At 60.3% G+C, this 15871-nt stretch carries 10 protein-coding genes; 2 read left to right on the top strand and 8 right to left on the bottom strand.

Annotated features, from left to right (window positions below; genetic code table 11):
- Positions 1-67: 67 nt before the first annotated feature.
- Positions 68-412 carry a cupin domain-containing protein gene (locus tag MKS85_RS25850; protein WP_047229527.1) on the top strand — a complete coding sequence of 115 codons (345 nt, stop codon included), beginning with the start codon at positions 68-70 and terminating at the stop codon, positions 410-412.
- 88 nt (positions 413-500) lie between these two features.
- Here MKS85_RS25850 and mmsB read toward each other — a convergent pair whose 3' ends face one another.
- Positions 501-1388: a 3-hydroxyisobutyrate dehydrogenase gene (mmsB, locus tag MKS85_RS25855; protein WP_139051222.1), complete on the bottom strand. Its 888-nt coding sequence runs from the start codon at positions 1386-1388 to the stop codon at positions 501-503.
- A 10-nt stretch (positions 1389-1398) separates the two neighbouring features.
- Positions 1399-2925: a CoA-acylating methylmalonate-semialdehyde dehydrogenase gene (locus tag MKS85_RS25860; RefSeq protein WP_188252435.1), complete on the bottom strand. Its 1527-nt coding sequence runs from the start codon at positions 2923-2925 to the stop codon at positions 1399-1401.
- A 143-nt stretch (positions 2926-3068) separates the two neighbouring features.
- On the opposite strand from MKS85_RS25860, the gene MKS85_RS25865 reads away from it, so the two are divergent.
- Entirely contained in the window at positions 3069-4016 is a 948-nt protein-coding gene (locus MKS85_RS25865; protein WP_107322983.1) for a LysR family transcriptional regulator, read from the top strand.
- Here MKS85_RS25865 and MKS85_RS25870 read toward each other — a convergent pair.
- From MKS85_RS25870 to recC, 6 genes are all read right to left on the bottom strand, one after another.
- Positions 4013-4516, bottom strand: a complete 504-nt coding sequence (locus MKS85_RS25870) for an OmpA family protein (RefSeq protein ID WP_188252436.1) — start codon at positions 4514-4516, stop codon at positions 4013-4015. The genes MKS85_RS25865 and MKS85_RS25870 overlap by 4 nt on opposite strands.
- Positions 4517-4519: 3 nt before the next feature.
- Positions 4520-5788, bottom strand: coding sequence for a diguanylate cyclase domain-containing protein (locus MKS85_RS25875; RefSeq protein WP_047229522.1), 1269 nt, complete (start codon positions 5786-5788; stop codon positions 4520-4522).
- Entirely contained in the window at positions 5785-6360 is a 576-nt protein-coding gene (locus tag MKS85_RS25880; protein WP_076386458.1) for a YfiR family protein, read from the bottom strand. The genes MKS85_RS25875 and MKS85_RS25880 overlap by 4 nt, the downstream gene beginning before the upstream one ends.
- A gap of 139 nt (positions 6361-6499) precedes the next feature.
- Entirely contained in the window at positions 6500-8596 is a 2097-nt protein-coding gene (gene recD, locus MKS85_RS25885) for an exodeoxyribonuclease V subunit alpha (RefSeq protein WP_139051225.1), read from the bottom strand.
- Entirely contained in the window at positions 8593-12282 is a 3690-nt protein-coding gene (recB, locus tag MKS85_RS25890; protein ID WP_310663161.1) for an exodeoxyribonuclease V subunit beta, read from the bottom strand. Before recB ends, recD begins: the two co-directional genes overlap by 4 nt.
- A complete protein-coding gene (recC, locus tag MKS85_RS25895) occupies positions 12279-15731 on the bottom strand; it encodes an exodeoxyribonuclease V subunit gamma (RefSeq protein WP_188252438.1) in 3453 nt (1150 codons plus the stop codon). The genes recB and recC overlap by 4 nt, the downstream gene beginning before the upstream one ends.
- Positions 15732-15871 lie beyond the last annotated feature (140 nt).

The following is a 15871-nucleotide window of genomic DNA, read 5'->3' on the forward strand; positions in this document are numbered from 1 at the left end:
ACAGGCATCTGCCCGATCATGTCGCGCGTTAGGGTGCCTGCTCTCTTCTGTCCCTTTCGGAGTTCACATGACCGCCCCCATCACCGTCCTGCGCGATACCCATCCGCTGCCCGTACTCGATGCCTGCAAATGGGAAAAACTCGAAGGCGATCCGCACACCGTCAACCTCAACGCCTACACCAGCGAAGACGGCAGCAAGATCATGGGCACCTGGATCTGTACACCGGGCAAGTGGCGCGTCGACTATGTGAAGTGGGAGTACTGCCATTTCCAGGAAGGCTACTGCATCATCACCCCCGATGGCATGGAGCCGATCCATCTGCGGGCCGGTGACATCTTCGTCATCGAGCCGGGCATGAAAGGCACGTGGGAAGTGGTCGAGACCGTGCGTAAATATTTCGTCTTTGCCTGAAACAAAAAACCGAGAGACCACCCGACATGGTCTCTCGGAAAACAGCTTTCCAAATTGCACAGGCTCTGTGGCGTCGGTGCCCCAGCTCTTATTGCGGCTTGCGATAGCTGTTAACAATCGCCGAAAAATCCTTGCCGCCCTCGCCCCGCTGACTCATCGCCTGGTACAACTGCTGCGCAACCGCGCCTAGCACCACCGGTTGATGAACCTGCCGCGCCGCTTCGGTAGCCAGGCCCAGGTCCTTGAGCATCAGCTCGGCACCAAAGCCCCCGGTGTAGCCACGGGACGCCGGTGCTGTTTCGATCACGCCAGGCCACGGGTTGTAGGTGTCCGAACTCCAGCAACGGCCTGTTGAGCTGTTGATGATCCCGGCCAGTACCTGCGTATCGATCCCCAGGGCATCGCCCAGGGCCATGGCTTCGCTGACGCCTACCATGGAAATCCCCAACAGCAGGTTGTTACAGATCTTGGCGATCTGCCCGGTGCCGACGTCGCCGCAATGCACGATATTACGGCCCATCTGCGCCAGCACCGGTTGCAGGGTGGCGAACAATTCAGCGGTGGCACCCACCATGAAGGTCAACGTGCCGGCCGCTGCGCCACCGGTGCCGCCGGAGACTGGCGCGTCAGCCATTGCTACGCCTTGTTTGGCGGCTGCGGCGGCAACATCGCGAGCGGTCTGCGGGTCGATGGTGCTGCAATCCACCGCGGGCGTACCGGCGGCGATGCCGGCCAGTACACCGTCTTCACCCAGCCAGACGCTGCGTACATGGGCAGCAGCCGGCAACATGGTGATCACCAGGGCCACGCCCTGGGCCGCATCGCGAGGTGAGGCGCTGATGGTGCCGCCCAATGTGGCCAGTTCAGCCAGCACCGTCTGGTTCAGGTCGAACAGGTTCAGCGAGTGGCCGGCCTTGAGCAGATTGCGCGCCATGGGGGCGCCCATGTTGCCCAGACCGATAAATGCGATCTTCATGTCCGGCTCCTTAACGCAGATTGATGGTGGTGTTCACACCGTCATTGACGCTGTCATCATCGAACCAGCGTGCGGTAACGGTCTTGGTCTGAGTGTAGAACTGCACCACTTGTTTGCCGTAGGGGCCCAGGTCGCCAAGCTTCGAACCACGGGAGCCGGTGAAGCTGAAAAACGGCACCGGTACCGGAATCGGGATGTTGATCCCCACCTGGCCGACGTCGATTTCGCTCTGGAATTTACGCGCCGCCGCCCCGCTTTGCGTGAACAGGCCGGTGCCGTTGCCAAACGGGTTGGCATTGACCAGGGCGATTGCCTGATCAAGGGTGTCGACTTCCAGCACCACCAACACCGGACCAAAGATTTCTTCGGTGTAAATACGCATCTTGGTAGTCACGCCGGAAAACAGGGTCGGGCCGACGAAGTTGCCTTGCTCGAAACCCGGCACGCTGATGTCACGGCCATCAAGTTCCAGCTTGGCCCCTTCCTGTACGCCACTCTCGATCAATTCAAGAATCCGCGCCTTGGCCCGCTTGGAAATGACCGGGCCGACATCCGTGCCCGGCTCACTGCCGGCGTTGACCTTGAGCTTCTGCGCCAAGGCCTTGAGCTCGGGCAGCCATTGCTTGGCCGCGCCCACCATGACCACCACCGAAGTGGCCATGCAACGCTGGCCCGCCGCCCCGAAACCGGCGCCGACCAAAGCATTGAGGGTCTGTTCGCGATTGGCATCAGGCAACACCACCGCATGGTTCTTGGCGCCCATCATCGACTGCACGCGCTTGCCATGCCGACCCGCCAGGTCATACACGTGGGTGCCGACCGCCGTTGAGCCGACAAAGGAAACCGCCTTGATGTCCTTGTGGGTGCAGAGGGCATCCACCACATCCTTGCCGCCATGCACCACGTTGAGCACGCCCGCCGGCACACCAGCCTCGATGGCCAGCTCCACGAGCAGCATGGTTGACAGCGGATCCTGCTCCGACGGTTTGAGCACGAAGGTGTTACCGCAGGCGATGGCCATCGGGAACATCCACAGCGGAATCATCGCCGGGAAATTGAACGGGGTAATGCCCGCACACACACCAATCGGTTGGCGCAACGTGTAGGTATCGACGCCGCCGGCAACGTTCTCGGCAAACTCGCCCATTTGCAGGGTGCCGATGGAACAGGCGTGTTCGACCACTTCCAGGCCACGGAAAATATCGCCCTCGGCATCAGCGATAGTCTTGCCCTGCTCGGCGCTCAGTACGGCGGCGATGCGTTTGGAATGCTCGCGAATCAGTGCCTGGAGCTTGAGCATGATGCGCATCCGCGCGCCGATGGGGGTCAGCTTCCAGGTCTGGAAAGCACGCTGGGCGGCGGCAATGGCGGCATCGACTTCCGACGCCGTGGCGAACGGGACTTTCGCCAGTACCTGCTGGGTGGCCGGGTTGACGATGTCGTGCCATTCGCTGGACTGGGATTCAACCCACTCGCCGTCGATCAACAATTTTACGGTTTGCAGGGCAGTGTCGCTGGGCGTAAGGGAAACGTTCATGCTGGCCTCCGGGACTTGTTCTTATAGAGAGCGCTGGTTCAGCACAGATCAAGGTGCATAGACAGACACCTTGGTGATGAGACGGTTTTTGGAGTATAGATGTGCAAACTTCTAATAAGAACGCACATAAAAACCGGTCCATCATGCAAAAAAACATCACCTCCCTGGGGTCGCTGAATTGGGACGACCTCAAGTTTTTCCTCGAAGTGGCCCGCACCCGCAAGGCCAGCACGGCGGCCAAGCGCCTGGCCGTCGACTACACCACGGTGTCGCGACGCATCAGCTCGCTGGAAACGTCATTGGGGACGCTGCTGTTCGAAAAATCCCGGACCAACGGTTTTGTCCTGACCGCCGAAGGCCAGCGTCTGCTGGGTTACGCCGAATCGATCGAAAGCACCCTGCACATGGCCTGCGAACAGGTGTCAGGCTCTGGGGTGGCGTTGTCCGGCCACGTGCGCATGGGCTGTACCGAGGGCTTCGGCAGCTTCTTCATCACGCCGCAACTGAGTCATTTCGTCGATGCCTACCCGGCCATTTCCGTGGACATCCTGCCGCTGCCGCACTTCATCAGCCTTTCCAAGCGCGAAGCCGACATCGTCATCGCCCTCGAACGCCCCGAACATGGCCCGTATGTGTGCTGCAAACTATGCGACTACCGACTGCAGCTCTACGCCACCCAGCCATACCTGGACAGCCATCCTCCCATCCACCGACCGGCGGACCTGAGCAAGCATTCGTTCATCAGCTACGTGGATGATTTGGCGTTCAGTTCCGAGCTGCTCTACTTGGCGAATGTATTGCCGGGCGCCCATGCGCACCTGCGCAGCACCAGCGTGATTGCGCAGTTCGTGGCAGCGCAGCAAGGACGATCATTGGCGATCCTGCCGTGCTTCCTCGCCGCCCAGGATCCGCGCCTGCTGCCGGTGCTGCCGGAGGAAATCACCGTCACCCGGCAGTTCTGGATGTACTGCCGGGAGGATTTGAGGAAGCTCAAACGCATCACGCTGTTGTGGGATTACATCCGCGAAGTGACTGAGCAGAATCAGCCATTGTTGATGGGCGAGAGCCGAGAGATGGTATTCGCCGACTAGTCGGCGATGACCACGATGGCGACGCGACGGTTTTCGGTGCGCCCCTCGACCGTGTCGTTGGAGGCGACTGGCCTGCTACTGCCCAGCCCCCGTGTTTGAACGTTTTCTTCGCGCATGCCCACGCCAATCAATACCTTGCTCACGCTGTAGGCCCGACGTATCGACAGTTGTTCGTTATAGGTTTGCGAGCCTGATGCGTCGGTATGACCATCGATCCGCACCCGCTCGATTCCGGCCCCCAGCAGAGCCTTGCCGATTCGCTCGACAATCTCGGTACTGGCCGGGTTGAGGGTTTCCACATCGCTGCCAAACAGTACTTTGCCGGACAGGCCGAAAGCCCATCCCTCATCAGTCAATTCGAACCCTTGTTGTTTGAGCACGGCGACTTGCGCCGGGGTAAGACCTTTTTGGGGTGTCGTCTGGCAGCCGGTCAGGGCCAGAACGGTGATGAACAAAAGCGCGGCGAAACGCTGCAGGGAGATTTGAGGATATAGGCGCACGAGTCAGCTCCTGGCGTGAAGATCAGCAACCGGGTGCTCCGACCCGGCCGTGTGTTGACCGCCTCTGGCGAGGCGCTTGGCCTGATACATCGCCGCATCGGCGGCATTGAGCAAGGCGCCTGGTGTCGCGCCATGATCAGGATAAACGGCGATGCCGACACTCAGAGAGGTCAGCACCGAGGCATTGCCGGGCAATTGAATGGGCATTTCCATGCTGGCTATGATTTTCTCGGCAATCCGTTCGGCATCCTCGGTCCGGTGCAAGGGTGCAAGCAGCACGGCAAATTCGTCACCGCCCAGGCGCGCCACCAGGTCACCTTCACGCAACTGTGCCCGGACCCGTGTCGCCACCGCCGTCAGCACCGCATCACCGGCAGCATGGCCGAAGTTATCGTTGATACCCTTGAACCGGTCACTGTCCAGATAGAGCACGGCGACCTGCTCGTCGAGTTTGTTGGCATTGCGTAGTGCACGGATCAGCCGGCCTTCGAAAAATGCCCGATTCGGCAATCCGGTCAGGCTGTCATGACTGGCCTGGTGAGCCAGGGTTTCGTTCTCGCTTTGCAGGTGGGTTTGCCAGGACTCCAGCTCATCAAGCAGCGCGTTGAAGTCATTGCCCAGGTTATCCAGTTCGGCGATAGCGGCCGGCGGTACGCGTCGGTCGAGGGCGCGCTCGCTGCGCGCGGCATGGGCCACCTCGGCGAGGCTGCGCAGCGGCCCGGTGATTGCGCGTAACTGGCGCCGCGCCAGATACAACGCCACCCAGGCGCTCACCGCCGTGCACAGGACAATTCCCGCCAGGCCGCTAAGCAAAAACCGCAAAAGGCTGCCGCCATGTCCCGACAGTAGAACTGCGCCTATATTCTGTCCCTGATGGATGATTGGCAGGCTGATGGGCTTTTCCAGGAAGGTTTTGGCGATGTGCCTTTCCAATTCCGACAACAAGCCGGTTTCCGGTCGCTGCCAGCGAGCCAGCAGACGCCCATGCTCGTTGAACACCTCGGCATCGGCGACCTCTTCGGTGGAGGCAATCACAGCCAGCGCCTCGGTCGCCGCCACTGAGTCATCGAACACCACGGCCGCTTCAACGGTATAGCTGATCGAGCGGGCGATCAGGTGCAGGTTGTGATCGGCATAGACTCGCAGCGCCAGTACACCAAGCAACGTCAGGGAGACACTGGCCATGGTGATCGCCACCAACGCGACAATCAGGTGACCGCGACCAATGACCGAGCCCAGTGTGGGACGGATCCGTGCCGTGGGCAGATTCATGGGGCTGCTGGCCTGCGACGTGAAAGCTGCAAAACGCTGGGGTGAATGCGCACGCCACTGCGCGCCACCGAATCCAGGTTGACCTCGAACGAGACCTGTTCGTCAGCGACCCGCAGACAGAACAGGCTGCCGACGGTGCACTGATCGCCGCCTTCACTGATGCTCAACACAGGTTTACCGATCAAGGACGCGAACAGCCGGGTGCGCTCGTCATGGGTCAATCTGCCGATGTAGATCGCGTTGCAATCAGTGGCAATACTGGGGTGGTCGGCCAGCACCCGCTGCACAGTCACAGGCCGGCCAGTGGCCTGAGTCGTACCCTTGACCAAATCGTCTGTGTATTGAGTCGGCCCGACAATGCACAACTGCAATTGCGCTGGTTCCACGGGCCAGCGGGCGTAGCTGAGAATTCCCAACACAACCTGGGTGACGGATTCGGCCCGCTGTTCAGCCCGGGTGGTGGTGGCCTGATCCTGGGCGACAACCACAGGCGCCAGTAAGCACAGCAGGCCGGCAAGCAAATATTGCCTCCAGCCCTTGCGGCGCACTGTCTCCTGAACAGCCACACTCATGGAAAGTCTCTTGGTCGATGCAATAAGTGCCGGAAAGATAGCACAGTGCCAAAAAGCCAGCGAGGCAGCGCCCTACGACGCTTACGACACAAGCGTGCAGAACAGCCGCCCTGGGCACTGAATCGCGAAAGTCGATCGCTCAGACAGCTCCTTCCAGCGCCAGCATCAACCCGCTCAAGCGCTTGACCTTGCGCTGAACCGCCTCTTCAAAGACGCCCGCTCGCGGCTCAATCAGACTGAACCACTGCTTGCCCCGAGTAATGGCGGTGTACACCAATTCTTTCGTCAGCACCGGGTTCAGCGCATCCGGAAGAATCAAAGCCGTATGGGCGAACTCCGAACCTTGGGATTTGTGCACCGTCATGGCAAAGACAGTTTCTACATCGTTCAGGCGACTGGGCAGGACGAAACGCACACCGCCCTGGCCATCGTTACGAGGGAACGCCACCCGCAGAACCTGCTTGCCGGCGTCTGGCCCCTCACGCTCGGGCAGCTTGAGCGCGATACCGATATCGCCATTCATCAGGCCCAACCCGTAGTCGTTGCGGGTCATCAGAACCGGGCGCCCTTCGTACCATTGATGATCGCTGTCGATAAGCTGGGCCTTGAGTAGCGCGGCGGTGATGCGCTGGTTCAACCCCGCGACGCCCCACGGGCCTTTGCGTACGGCACAAAGCAGCTGGAACTCGTCGAAAGCCGACAGCACTTCCCGAGCCCAATCGGTCCAGCAGCTGTCCTCAAGCGGTCGGGAAATGGCCGGGCGGCGCTGACGCAACAGGCTCAAGTAATGCCGATAACCCTTCGGCCCTTCTGCCTTGCCGTCGAGTAACAAGCGCTCCAGCGCCCCATCGTGTTCGCCCCTCAGCGCCAGGGAAAACAGGTCGGTGAATTCGCCTTCGAGCAGCAGTTGACGGGCCTGTTCCGGTTGTTGCTGGTTGACCCGACGCGCCAGTTGACCGATCCCACTGCCCTCACCGAAGCGCCGCGAATGCCTGAGCATGACCACTTGCTGGGCCAAGGCATGAGTGCCATCGAGGTCTTGCCGCAGATCACTGGCCGCCAGGTTTTCACCGCTGACCGACTCCAGCCAGGCCAGGGTCCGGGGGCTGTACCAACCCTCCTCGGCGTCCCGACACAGGTCCCCCAGTACCGCACCGGCCTCAACAGAAGCCAGTTGGTCCTTATCACCCAGTAATACCAGTCGCGCATGAGTCGGCAGCGCATCCAGCAGATTGGCCATCATCTCCAGATCGATCATGGAGGCTTCATCGATCACCAACACATCCAGTGGCAAGCGATTGCCCCCATGATGGCGAAAATGTCGGGTGCCAGGCCGACTGCCCAACAAGCGATGGACCGTGGTGACATCGCAAGGAATGCGCTCGCGCACGGCGTCAACCACATCGAGGGTGCGAACCTGCTGGCTGATGGACTCGGTCAGACGCGCCGCCGCCTTGCCTGTGGGCGCGGCCAGGCGGATCCGCAGCGGTTTGCCTGCCTCGACAGCGGGCGCCTGAAGCAAGGCGAGCAAGCGCACAACCGTGGTGGTCTTGCCGGTACCCGGGCCGCCAGTGATGATACTGAAGGCTCCACGGGTCGCCAGCGCACAGGCCAGTTTTTGCCAATCGATCGGGCCAGCGGCGTTGGCCGGCCCGAACAACCCGTTCAAACGCTCGCGAAGATCATCAGGTGCCGCTTCATGTTCGGCAAGCCGTTGTCGCAACGCCTCATCGATCCGCCGCTCATAAGCCCAATAACGACGCAGATAAAGCCGCTTACCTGATAACACCAAAGGGCGTTGCCGCGCTTCTTCATGCTCATCGACGGCCAAGGCCACCAGAGCACTGGAAGCCAGGACCTTGCACCAGTGAGCCCCATCGAGGGTCCGTAGTATTTGCGAGGGCAACAACTCTACCCCCGTTTGCGAGTCGCCTTCAGGCGGCAGTGACAGGGCGAAATCCGGCTCCTTGAGCGTTTCGAACAGATCCAGGCAGACATGCCCGTGACCCAACTGATGGCTGGTGAGCGCCGCAGCAAGCAGCACCAACGGATCATCTTCAGGCGCGAGCTCATGGAGGAAGGCGACGAATGCCTTGTCCAGGGCGCGCAACCATCCTCGTTCGACCCAGCGGGTGAGCAACAGCAGCAAGTCATCCGCGCGGCTCAGCGGCGCCAGATCCATCAGGCTCTCGTCATCAGACGATTGGGGTAACAGATCGGCAAAAGAACGTTTCATAGCAGCTCCCCCTGTTCCCATGCCGGTTCAGCCTTTGGCTCGCAAACCCCTTGGAACATACGGTCCAGTTGCTCGATCAGCGCCCGTGGAGGCTTGGTGAAGTAAACGCCCTGACTGGCTGAGCGGGTACCGCGCAGGAACAGATACAACGCCCCACCGACATGCCGATCGTAGTCATAGCCGGGCAGGCGCGCCTTGAGCTGACGGTGCAGGGCCAACAGGTACAACACGTATTGCAGGTCGTAGCGATTGTCGAGGATTGACTGTTCCATGGCCTGCTCGGTGTAGGCCATCTCATCGACACCCAGCCAGTTGGACTTGTAATCGGCCACGTAATACCGGCCCTCGTGCTCGAACGTCAAATCGATGAAGCCCTTGAACATCCCGTTGAGCAATACCGGCTCAGCGGCCACGCGAGCGACACCGCCATGGGTAAATTGGCAAACCAGTTGGTCGAGCTTGAGCACATCGACCTTGTGGCTGGCAAACCAGAACTCCATCTCGACCTGAAACCGGGACAGGTTCTCGAGCACCACCGGCGCCTGGTCACCACCTATGTGCATAGGCAATTTGATCAGGTGTTGCAGCCAGTCACCCAGGGTAGCGATCCAGCCTTTCCAACCTCGACGATTGCAGCGCCGGGCTATGGCATCCTCAATGGCGGTTGGCGTAGCTTCAAATCCTTCGCCAGCGGCCCACTCCAGCAGGCCATGAAGGAATGTGCCGGGACCAGGGCCGCGAGGGAAGCGGTGAATATCGCCACCCACGGCAACAATTTCCCTTGGGGCATCGGGGTCAAGCCGCTCATCGTCGAACAGCTTCTGAGCCTGCGGGTTCTCCGGCGCATCATTGCTGCCCGCACTCAGGCTTTCCCCGATACGCAAGGCGCTGTAGGAGGCGATCCACCAGTTTTCGCTGGCTTTGCGTAGGGGAATCAAAGGCTCAAGCAATACCGCTTCGTTGCGAGGCGGCCGGTAATGCTCGTCGGTGGCCTGGGGCATCTCCTGATAGCTGACCACTGCGCTGCCTTGTTGCAGGTCCTCCAGCCAGCGCCTCAACTCCACCGATTCGACTAACGGCACACCACCGCCCAACAGATAGCCCAATGCGGACAAATGCAGGATCGAGCTGTTGTTATTGCCCCGCTTGAGATCAGCCACACCCAGCCAGCAAGCGTGTTGTGCGCGGGTCAGGGCCACGTAGAGAAGCCGCAGATCCTCGGCCAGACGCTCGTCATCGGCCTTGGCGATCAACTCGGCGGTAGGCTTGAGGCTGATCTGTGCCTTGCAGGCTTCATCGTGGTAATGCAAAGGCAACCGACTGCCATCCACCGGTTTCGTCGAACAGATGAAGGGCAAAAACACCAGTGGATATTCAAGTCCCTTGGACTTGTGAATCGTGACCACCTTGACCAGTTGCTCATCGCTTTCCAGGCGCAGGATCTGTTCTTCACCAGCCTGCCCGGACAGCGCCAGGTGCTCGGACAGATGCCGAATCAAAGCTTGCTCGCCATCCAGCTCACCGGCGGCCTGTTGCAACAGCTCGCAAAGATGCAGCAAATTGGTCAGCACCCGCTCGCCGTCGCTGCGCGTCATCAAGGCCTGGGGCAGCTCGAAATCATGTAGCAGGCGACGCAGCATGGGCAACACGCCCTGGGTACGCCAGACCGTACGATAGCCTCGGAACTGCATGACCCGACGCTCCCAGGCCAGCTCATCCTGATTGAGACGTTCCAGCTCCGTCAGCGCAAGATTCAGCGTGATGCTGGCCAGCGCTGCCCGCAGTGGCCGCTCGACATCCGGCTCGGCGCAGGCCCTGAGCCAGATCAGCAGGTCCCGCGCTTCCTGTGAAGCGAAGACCGAGTCTTTGTCGGACAGATAGACACTGCGCACTCCCCGCGCGGACAGCTCGTCGCGCACGGCCTGAGCTTCTTTGCCGTCACGCACCAGGATGGCGATATCCGCCGGGCGTAATCCCTGGAGCGTCTTTTCATCGACCGTAAAGCCATCGCGCCCCGATTGGCCGCCATTGAGCAACGCCGTGATCTCACTGGCACAAGCCGCCGCCATGTGCTTCCGATACACCACCCCGGAAAGCGGCTGATCAGAAGACAGGTGCCAGATATTCATTGCGGCAACGGGTAGCCCGTTGACTTGCAAGGACTCCTTGCGCCCTTGGGACTCAACGGGCTGGAACGGCACCGGGTTCTTGCCCGACGGTTCACGAAACAGAAAAGCACCGCGCCCTTCAGGGCGAGATTCGGCATTCTGGAAAATATGGTTCACCGCACTGACCATGGCGTGGCTGGAACGGAAGTTTGTTCCCAGCGTATGCAGCCTGCCGGCGGTGGCTTCGCGGGCGCGCAGGTAGGTATAGATGTCAGCGCCGCGAAAAGCGTAAATGGCCTGCTTCGGGTCACCGATCAGGAACAGCCCGGTGTCGGGGTTGCTTTCTGCGATATGGTAGATGCTTTCGAAGATGCGATATTGAATCGGGTCGGTGTCCTGGAACTCATCGATCAGCGCCACCGGAAACTGTTCGCGGATCAAGCTCGCCAGCCGCTCTCCGCCCTCGGCCTGAAGGGCCGCGTCCAGACGCAGCAGCATATCGTCGAAGCCCATCTCCGCGCGGCGCCGTTTCTCCGCCTCGAAACGTGCCCCCACCCATTGCGCGGCATGTTGCAGCACCGCGGCATCGGGAGTGGGCAAGGCTTCCAGGCTGGCCTTGAGACCGGACATGGCGTCCAGCCCGGGATGACTGGGCACTTCGCCTTTCCAGGCCTCGGCCATGCCCTCGGGGGTCAGGCGTGTGAATCCGCTGCCGATGTCCAACAGCTCAAGGCTTTCGTCCTCCACCCAGGCATTGATTTTCTGGAACCACGGTTCGAAGTACCGGGCCTGCATCTTGCGCCCGTCGACGCTTTTGTTGGCGACACCTTGCTGACAGATCTCCAGCAGCTCCACGGCCCATTGCCGCCACGGCGCCTTGAGATCGAGCAAGGCGGCGCTGCGCTCCTGAAGCGATGCGGCGATCAGTTCGGCGGGTTCAAGCCCCTCAGCAGCATCGCGTTCGCTGGAAAACAGTCCTCTGACTCGCGGCAGCAGCGCAGCGGGCCCGCCCCAATGTGTCCGCACCCAATTCAGCGCCTCGCCTTGCATCGAGTAGCAGAACAGCCGCCAATAGTCGCGAAGCACTTCGCCGAGCAAGTCGCTGTGATCGGTTTCCAGGGTCTGGGTAAACAGGCTACCGCTGTCAAAAGCATGTTCACGCAGCATGCGCTGACACCAACTATGGATGGTCGACACTGCTGCTTCATCCATCCATTGCGCAGCGATGTCCAACCGGTTCGCACAGCCAGGCCACTGCGTTGCATCGAACTCATCCCGCAACTCGGCGATCAGCGAATCCGGGGCGGCAATTTCATCACGAAAGAAGCGCGCCGCCTGGGCCAGACGCATGCGGATACGTTCACGCAACTCCTTGGTGGCAGCGTCCGTAAAGGTCACCACCAGGATCTGCGGAGGAAGCAGTTCGCGACCAAAGCCGGTAGCCGGGCCGCCATGCCCCAGTACCAGACGCAGGTACAACGCCGAAATGGTAAAGGTCTTGCCGGTACCGGCGCTGGCCTCGATCAATTGACTGCCACGTAGCGGGAAGGCCAGGGCGAGTGGCGGCTGGCGAGTCATGAGCTTACCTCCTCGCCGGCCAATGAACGCCATGGTGCTTCGAGCAGTGGCCGGTAAAGTGCATCGCACCAGTCGGGGAATGTCTCGTCGGCCGTCAAGGCATCGAAGTCAGCAAACTGCCGGGCCAACGCCGGACTTTCCCGCCGCTCACCTTCAGAGTTCTGCCCGTCGCCTTCGTAGGCTTTTCGAGCAGCCGCATCGGCTTTGGCTGGATCGCTCTGGCCGAGCCAGGCGAAGGCGGTCTTCACGGCGACGGGAAGCGGCTGACGCATACCTGCCTGCCAGGCTTGCAATAGATCGCCGAGCAACCGTCGTGCCACGGGCTCTTCAAAAGGAGCCAGCAGCAAGCTGTCATCACTGGCCACCAGTGCCGTCGTCATCGAAAAGCCGTTAGCGCACGCAACAAGATGATTGACCCAAGGACGAATCAGACGATGCCATTTACGGGTCTTGGGGGAGCCAATACCGTTGGGTATGGCACTGATGGTGAGAACCGCTCCATCAGCACGCTGGTGCAGGCCACTCAGCCAGCCCTCGACGCTCACGCCATGCAATTGCAAACTGACAGGCAAGGCACTGGTCAACGGTGTGGGCCATAACGCCAGAAGCTGCTGGTAACGCTGGAGCAAATCAGGCAAGGGCTCGATCAATTCACGTTGCATGCATTCACCGAAACCGGCCATCGGTAACAGGCCACCGTTCTGCAGTCTTTTGGCATGAGTGGCCAGTGCCAGATCCGGTTGATCGAGGCGAACCAGGGCGGCCTCCAGCAAGCTGTCGCTCAGGCTGTAGCGTTGCAGCGCATCGAGAACGAAGGGTTCGTCATCTGCCAAAGGGGCCTCGATGGCCTCGAAGAATATTTTGAGTCGTTGACTGAAGAAGTGCCGGACGGGATTGCGCAGGAAGTCCTGCAGTTGCCCAAGACCCAAGGGCTCTTCCTGAACATAGGGTTCCAGCACCTGGCTTTGGGCGGCGTGTTCGTGGGCACCGTGGAGCATTCGCCATTCGCTGGCGTAACTGAACAACGCACTGCCTTGATGAAAATAACGAGCACTGAACGGTTGCAGCGGATGTTCCTGGGTCAACGCCTCAAGAAGGTCCCCGCGGTCATCCGCCAACCGCCAACCGCTGGCGAGATGATCCCGCAGTTGGCCGACCAATACTGAAGCAGGACGGTCGCTGTTGTCGCGGATGCTGCGTCCGACCCAACTGATATAGAGCTTTTCCCGGGCTGAAAGCAGTGCCTCCAATAACAGATATCGATCATCTTCGCGTCGGGAACGATCCCCGGGGCGATAGTCGCTGCCCATGAGATCAAAATCCAGGGGCGGTTGTGCTCGCGGGTAATCACCGTCGTTCATACCCAGCAGACACACCAGTTTGAAAGGAATCGCGCGCATCGGCATCAGGGTGCAGAAGTTGACCGCTCCGGCCAGGAAACGCTGGGACAGTCGGCCCTGATCCAACCCTGCCAACCAGGCCTCACGGACAACAGTCAGGGGCAACTCATCCTGCAGGCCAACCGACTCACAGGTCTCCAGCCAGGTTTCACGCAAGTCTTCGAGTTGGGCCAGCAGATAGTCGTCATGTTCGTTGCTCGCCTGGAAAAACAGTTGCATCAGATCATGCAGGCGCGAGCCCCATTCTTGCGGTGATGCGGGCCGGGTGAGTTCCTGATGAGCGACTTGCAAAGCATCCAGCAACGCAACCAGAGGACCGATCAACGCCGCATCCAGGCCACCAATTTCATCATAGGGTTCGATGCCGTCATAAGCGCCCGCGCTGCCGACGGCATACCCCAGCAGCATGCGCCGAAGACCGAAACGCCAGCTGTTCTGCTCAAGCTCCGCGGGTAATCCCAGTCCGGCACGATGTTCGGCACTCATGCCCCAGCGGATACCGGCACCCTCGATCCAGCGGTGCAGCGTAGGCAAGTCAGCTTCATCGATACCGAACCGCTCACGCAACGCCGGAACATCGAGCAGATCGAGGATTTCGCTGACCGGAAAGCGGCTATCCGGCAGCTTGAGCAAGTGTTCGACAGCGATCAATAACGGATCACGTCCACGCTGGCCCTGATCAGTGAGGGTGAAAGGAATGAAACGGGGATCAGTTCTTTCAAGCTGACCGAACACAGCGCGTATATGCGGTGCGTAGCTGTCGATGTCCGGGACCATGACGATGATATCCCGGGGGCGCAGGCTCGGATCCGCACTGAAGCGGGCCAGCAACTGATCGTGAAGGATTTCAACCTCGCGCTGAGCACTGTGGGCTACATGGAAACGGATAGACCCGTCCTGCTCCGTATCCACCGCTGGCCAGTGTTCCCGGGTTTCGTTCAGGGGGCGCAGCTCGAGAATGTCATCCTGCAGTTGGCCGAGAAGGGTCGTGGGATTCCCCTCGCTGAACAGGTCGATCCGTCCATCGCGAAATACCGAGCGATAACTGTTGGGATCGTCGTAGCTGTCGAGCAGGTTGATATAGTCACGCCCCTGCTTGCCCCACGCAGCCAATAATGGATGAGCATGCTGGTGCAAGGTCTGCGGGTCGAGGACAACGGGCATTCCGGCCTTGCGGGCCTGGCGTTTGTATTGGTGGCGTAGCAGGTCCTTGTCGGCGACGATGTCCGCCCAATGGTGGCGACATGGGTTATGAACGCACAGCAGAACCTGGCTAAACCGTGACAGACCGGCAAGTGCTTCAAGGACTTGGGCCGGCAGAGAAGAAATGCCGAACACTATCACCCGCGCGGGCAGGTTCCTGGGAGCCACTTCCAAACTGTTGATACGCTCGATGTACCGTTGATGAACCCCAGCACGGCTTTGGGCCATGCCTTGCTCCCCTACACCCATCAAAAGGGCCCGCCACAGTTCGGCCTGCCAACAGTTTTCTGGCGCGAGCGGCTTGATTTCGCCCCGGACATTTCTTGTCTGGTGCCGACCTTCCGCCCAGTCCTCCAGCCAATCCGCCCGGTACACCTGATATTGGTCAAACAGATCGGCAAGACGCTCGGACAACTGATAACGCTTGCGCAAGTCGGTATCGTGGGTAAGGAAACGCCGCAGGGGCTCGAAATGGGGCTGCTCGATCAACTGTGGCAGAAGGCGCATCAGCCGCCATGTAAGTGGAGCCTTATCAAGCAACGACTTGGCCGGAATTTCGTCACGTCCCAGGACCGTTCGATAGAGTTGCCACATGAAACTGCCGGGCAACTGCACATCAATGGCGGCGGCGATACCGCAGCCACCGGTATCGTCATCTTCCGGATCCTCAGCCAATGCCAGCTTCAACCATTGGGCGATGCCATTGCTTTGAACCAGCGCGATTTCATTTTCAAGAGGCCCCAGCGGATAGCGCCGCATCAAGCTGATCACCAGGCTGCGCAACTCATCCAGGCGATTCCCGTGGACCACCATGAAAGCAGGGCTTAAGGACGTCGCGTCCGGCATAAAGGCATCCTTGAAAATGCAAAAGCTAGGGCCGAACCTTAGCACTGTCGGGGGGCTGTGACAGCCGGGAGCTGTCCGTGCTTGTCGTAAGAACTTTCCTGCGGGCAAAACAAAACCCCTACCTGCATCAGCAGATAGGG

The sequence above is a fragment of the Pseudomonas sp. JL2 genome (assembly GCF_031570495.1).
GTDB classification, from domain to species: domain Bacteria; phylum Pseudomonadota; class Gammaproteobacteria; order Pseudomonadales; family Pseudomonadaceae; genus Aquipseudomonas; species Aquipseudomonas rhizophila.

Coding starts and splice junctions, on each gene's coding strand:
- MKS85_RS25850 (WP_047229527.1), top strand. CDS start 68: ATGACCGCCCCCATCACCGTCCTGCGCGATACCCATCCGCTGCCCGTA.
- mmsB (WP_139051222.1), bottom strand. CDS start 1,388: ATGAAGATCGCATTTATCGGTCTGGGCAACATGGGCGCCCCCATGGCG.
- MKS85_RS25860 (WP_188252435.1), bottom strand. CDS start 2,925: ATGAACGTTTCCCTTACGCCCAGCGACACTGCCCTGCAAACCGTAAAA.
- MKS85_RS25865 (WP_107322983.1), top strand. CDS start 3,069: ATGCAAAAAAACATCACCTCCCTGGGGTCGCTGAATTGGGACGACCTC.
- MKS85_RS25875 (WP_047229522.1), bottom strand. CDS start 5,788: ATGAATCTGCCCACGGCACGGATCCGTCCCACACTGGGCTCGGTCATT.
- MKS85_RS25880 (WP_076386458.1), bottom strand. CDS start 6,360: ATGAGTGTGGCTGTTCAGGAGACAGTGCGCCGCAAGGGCTGGAGGCAA.
- recD (WP_139051225.1), bottom strand. CDS start 8,596: ATGAAACGTTCTTTTGCCGATCTGTTACCCCAATCGTCTGATGACGAG.
- recB (WP_310663161.1), bottom strand. CDS start 12,282: ATGACTCGCCAGCCGCCACTCGCCCTGGCCTTCCCGCTACGTGGCAGT.
- recC (WP_188252438.1), bottom strand. CDS start 15,731: ATGCCGGACGCGACGTCCTTAAGCCCTGCTTTCATGGTGGTCCACGGG.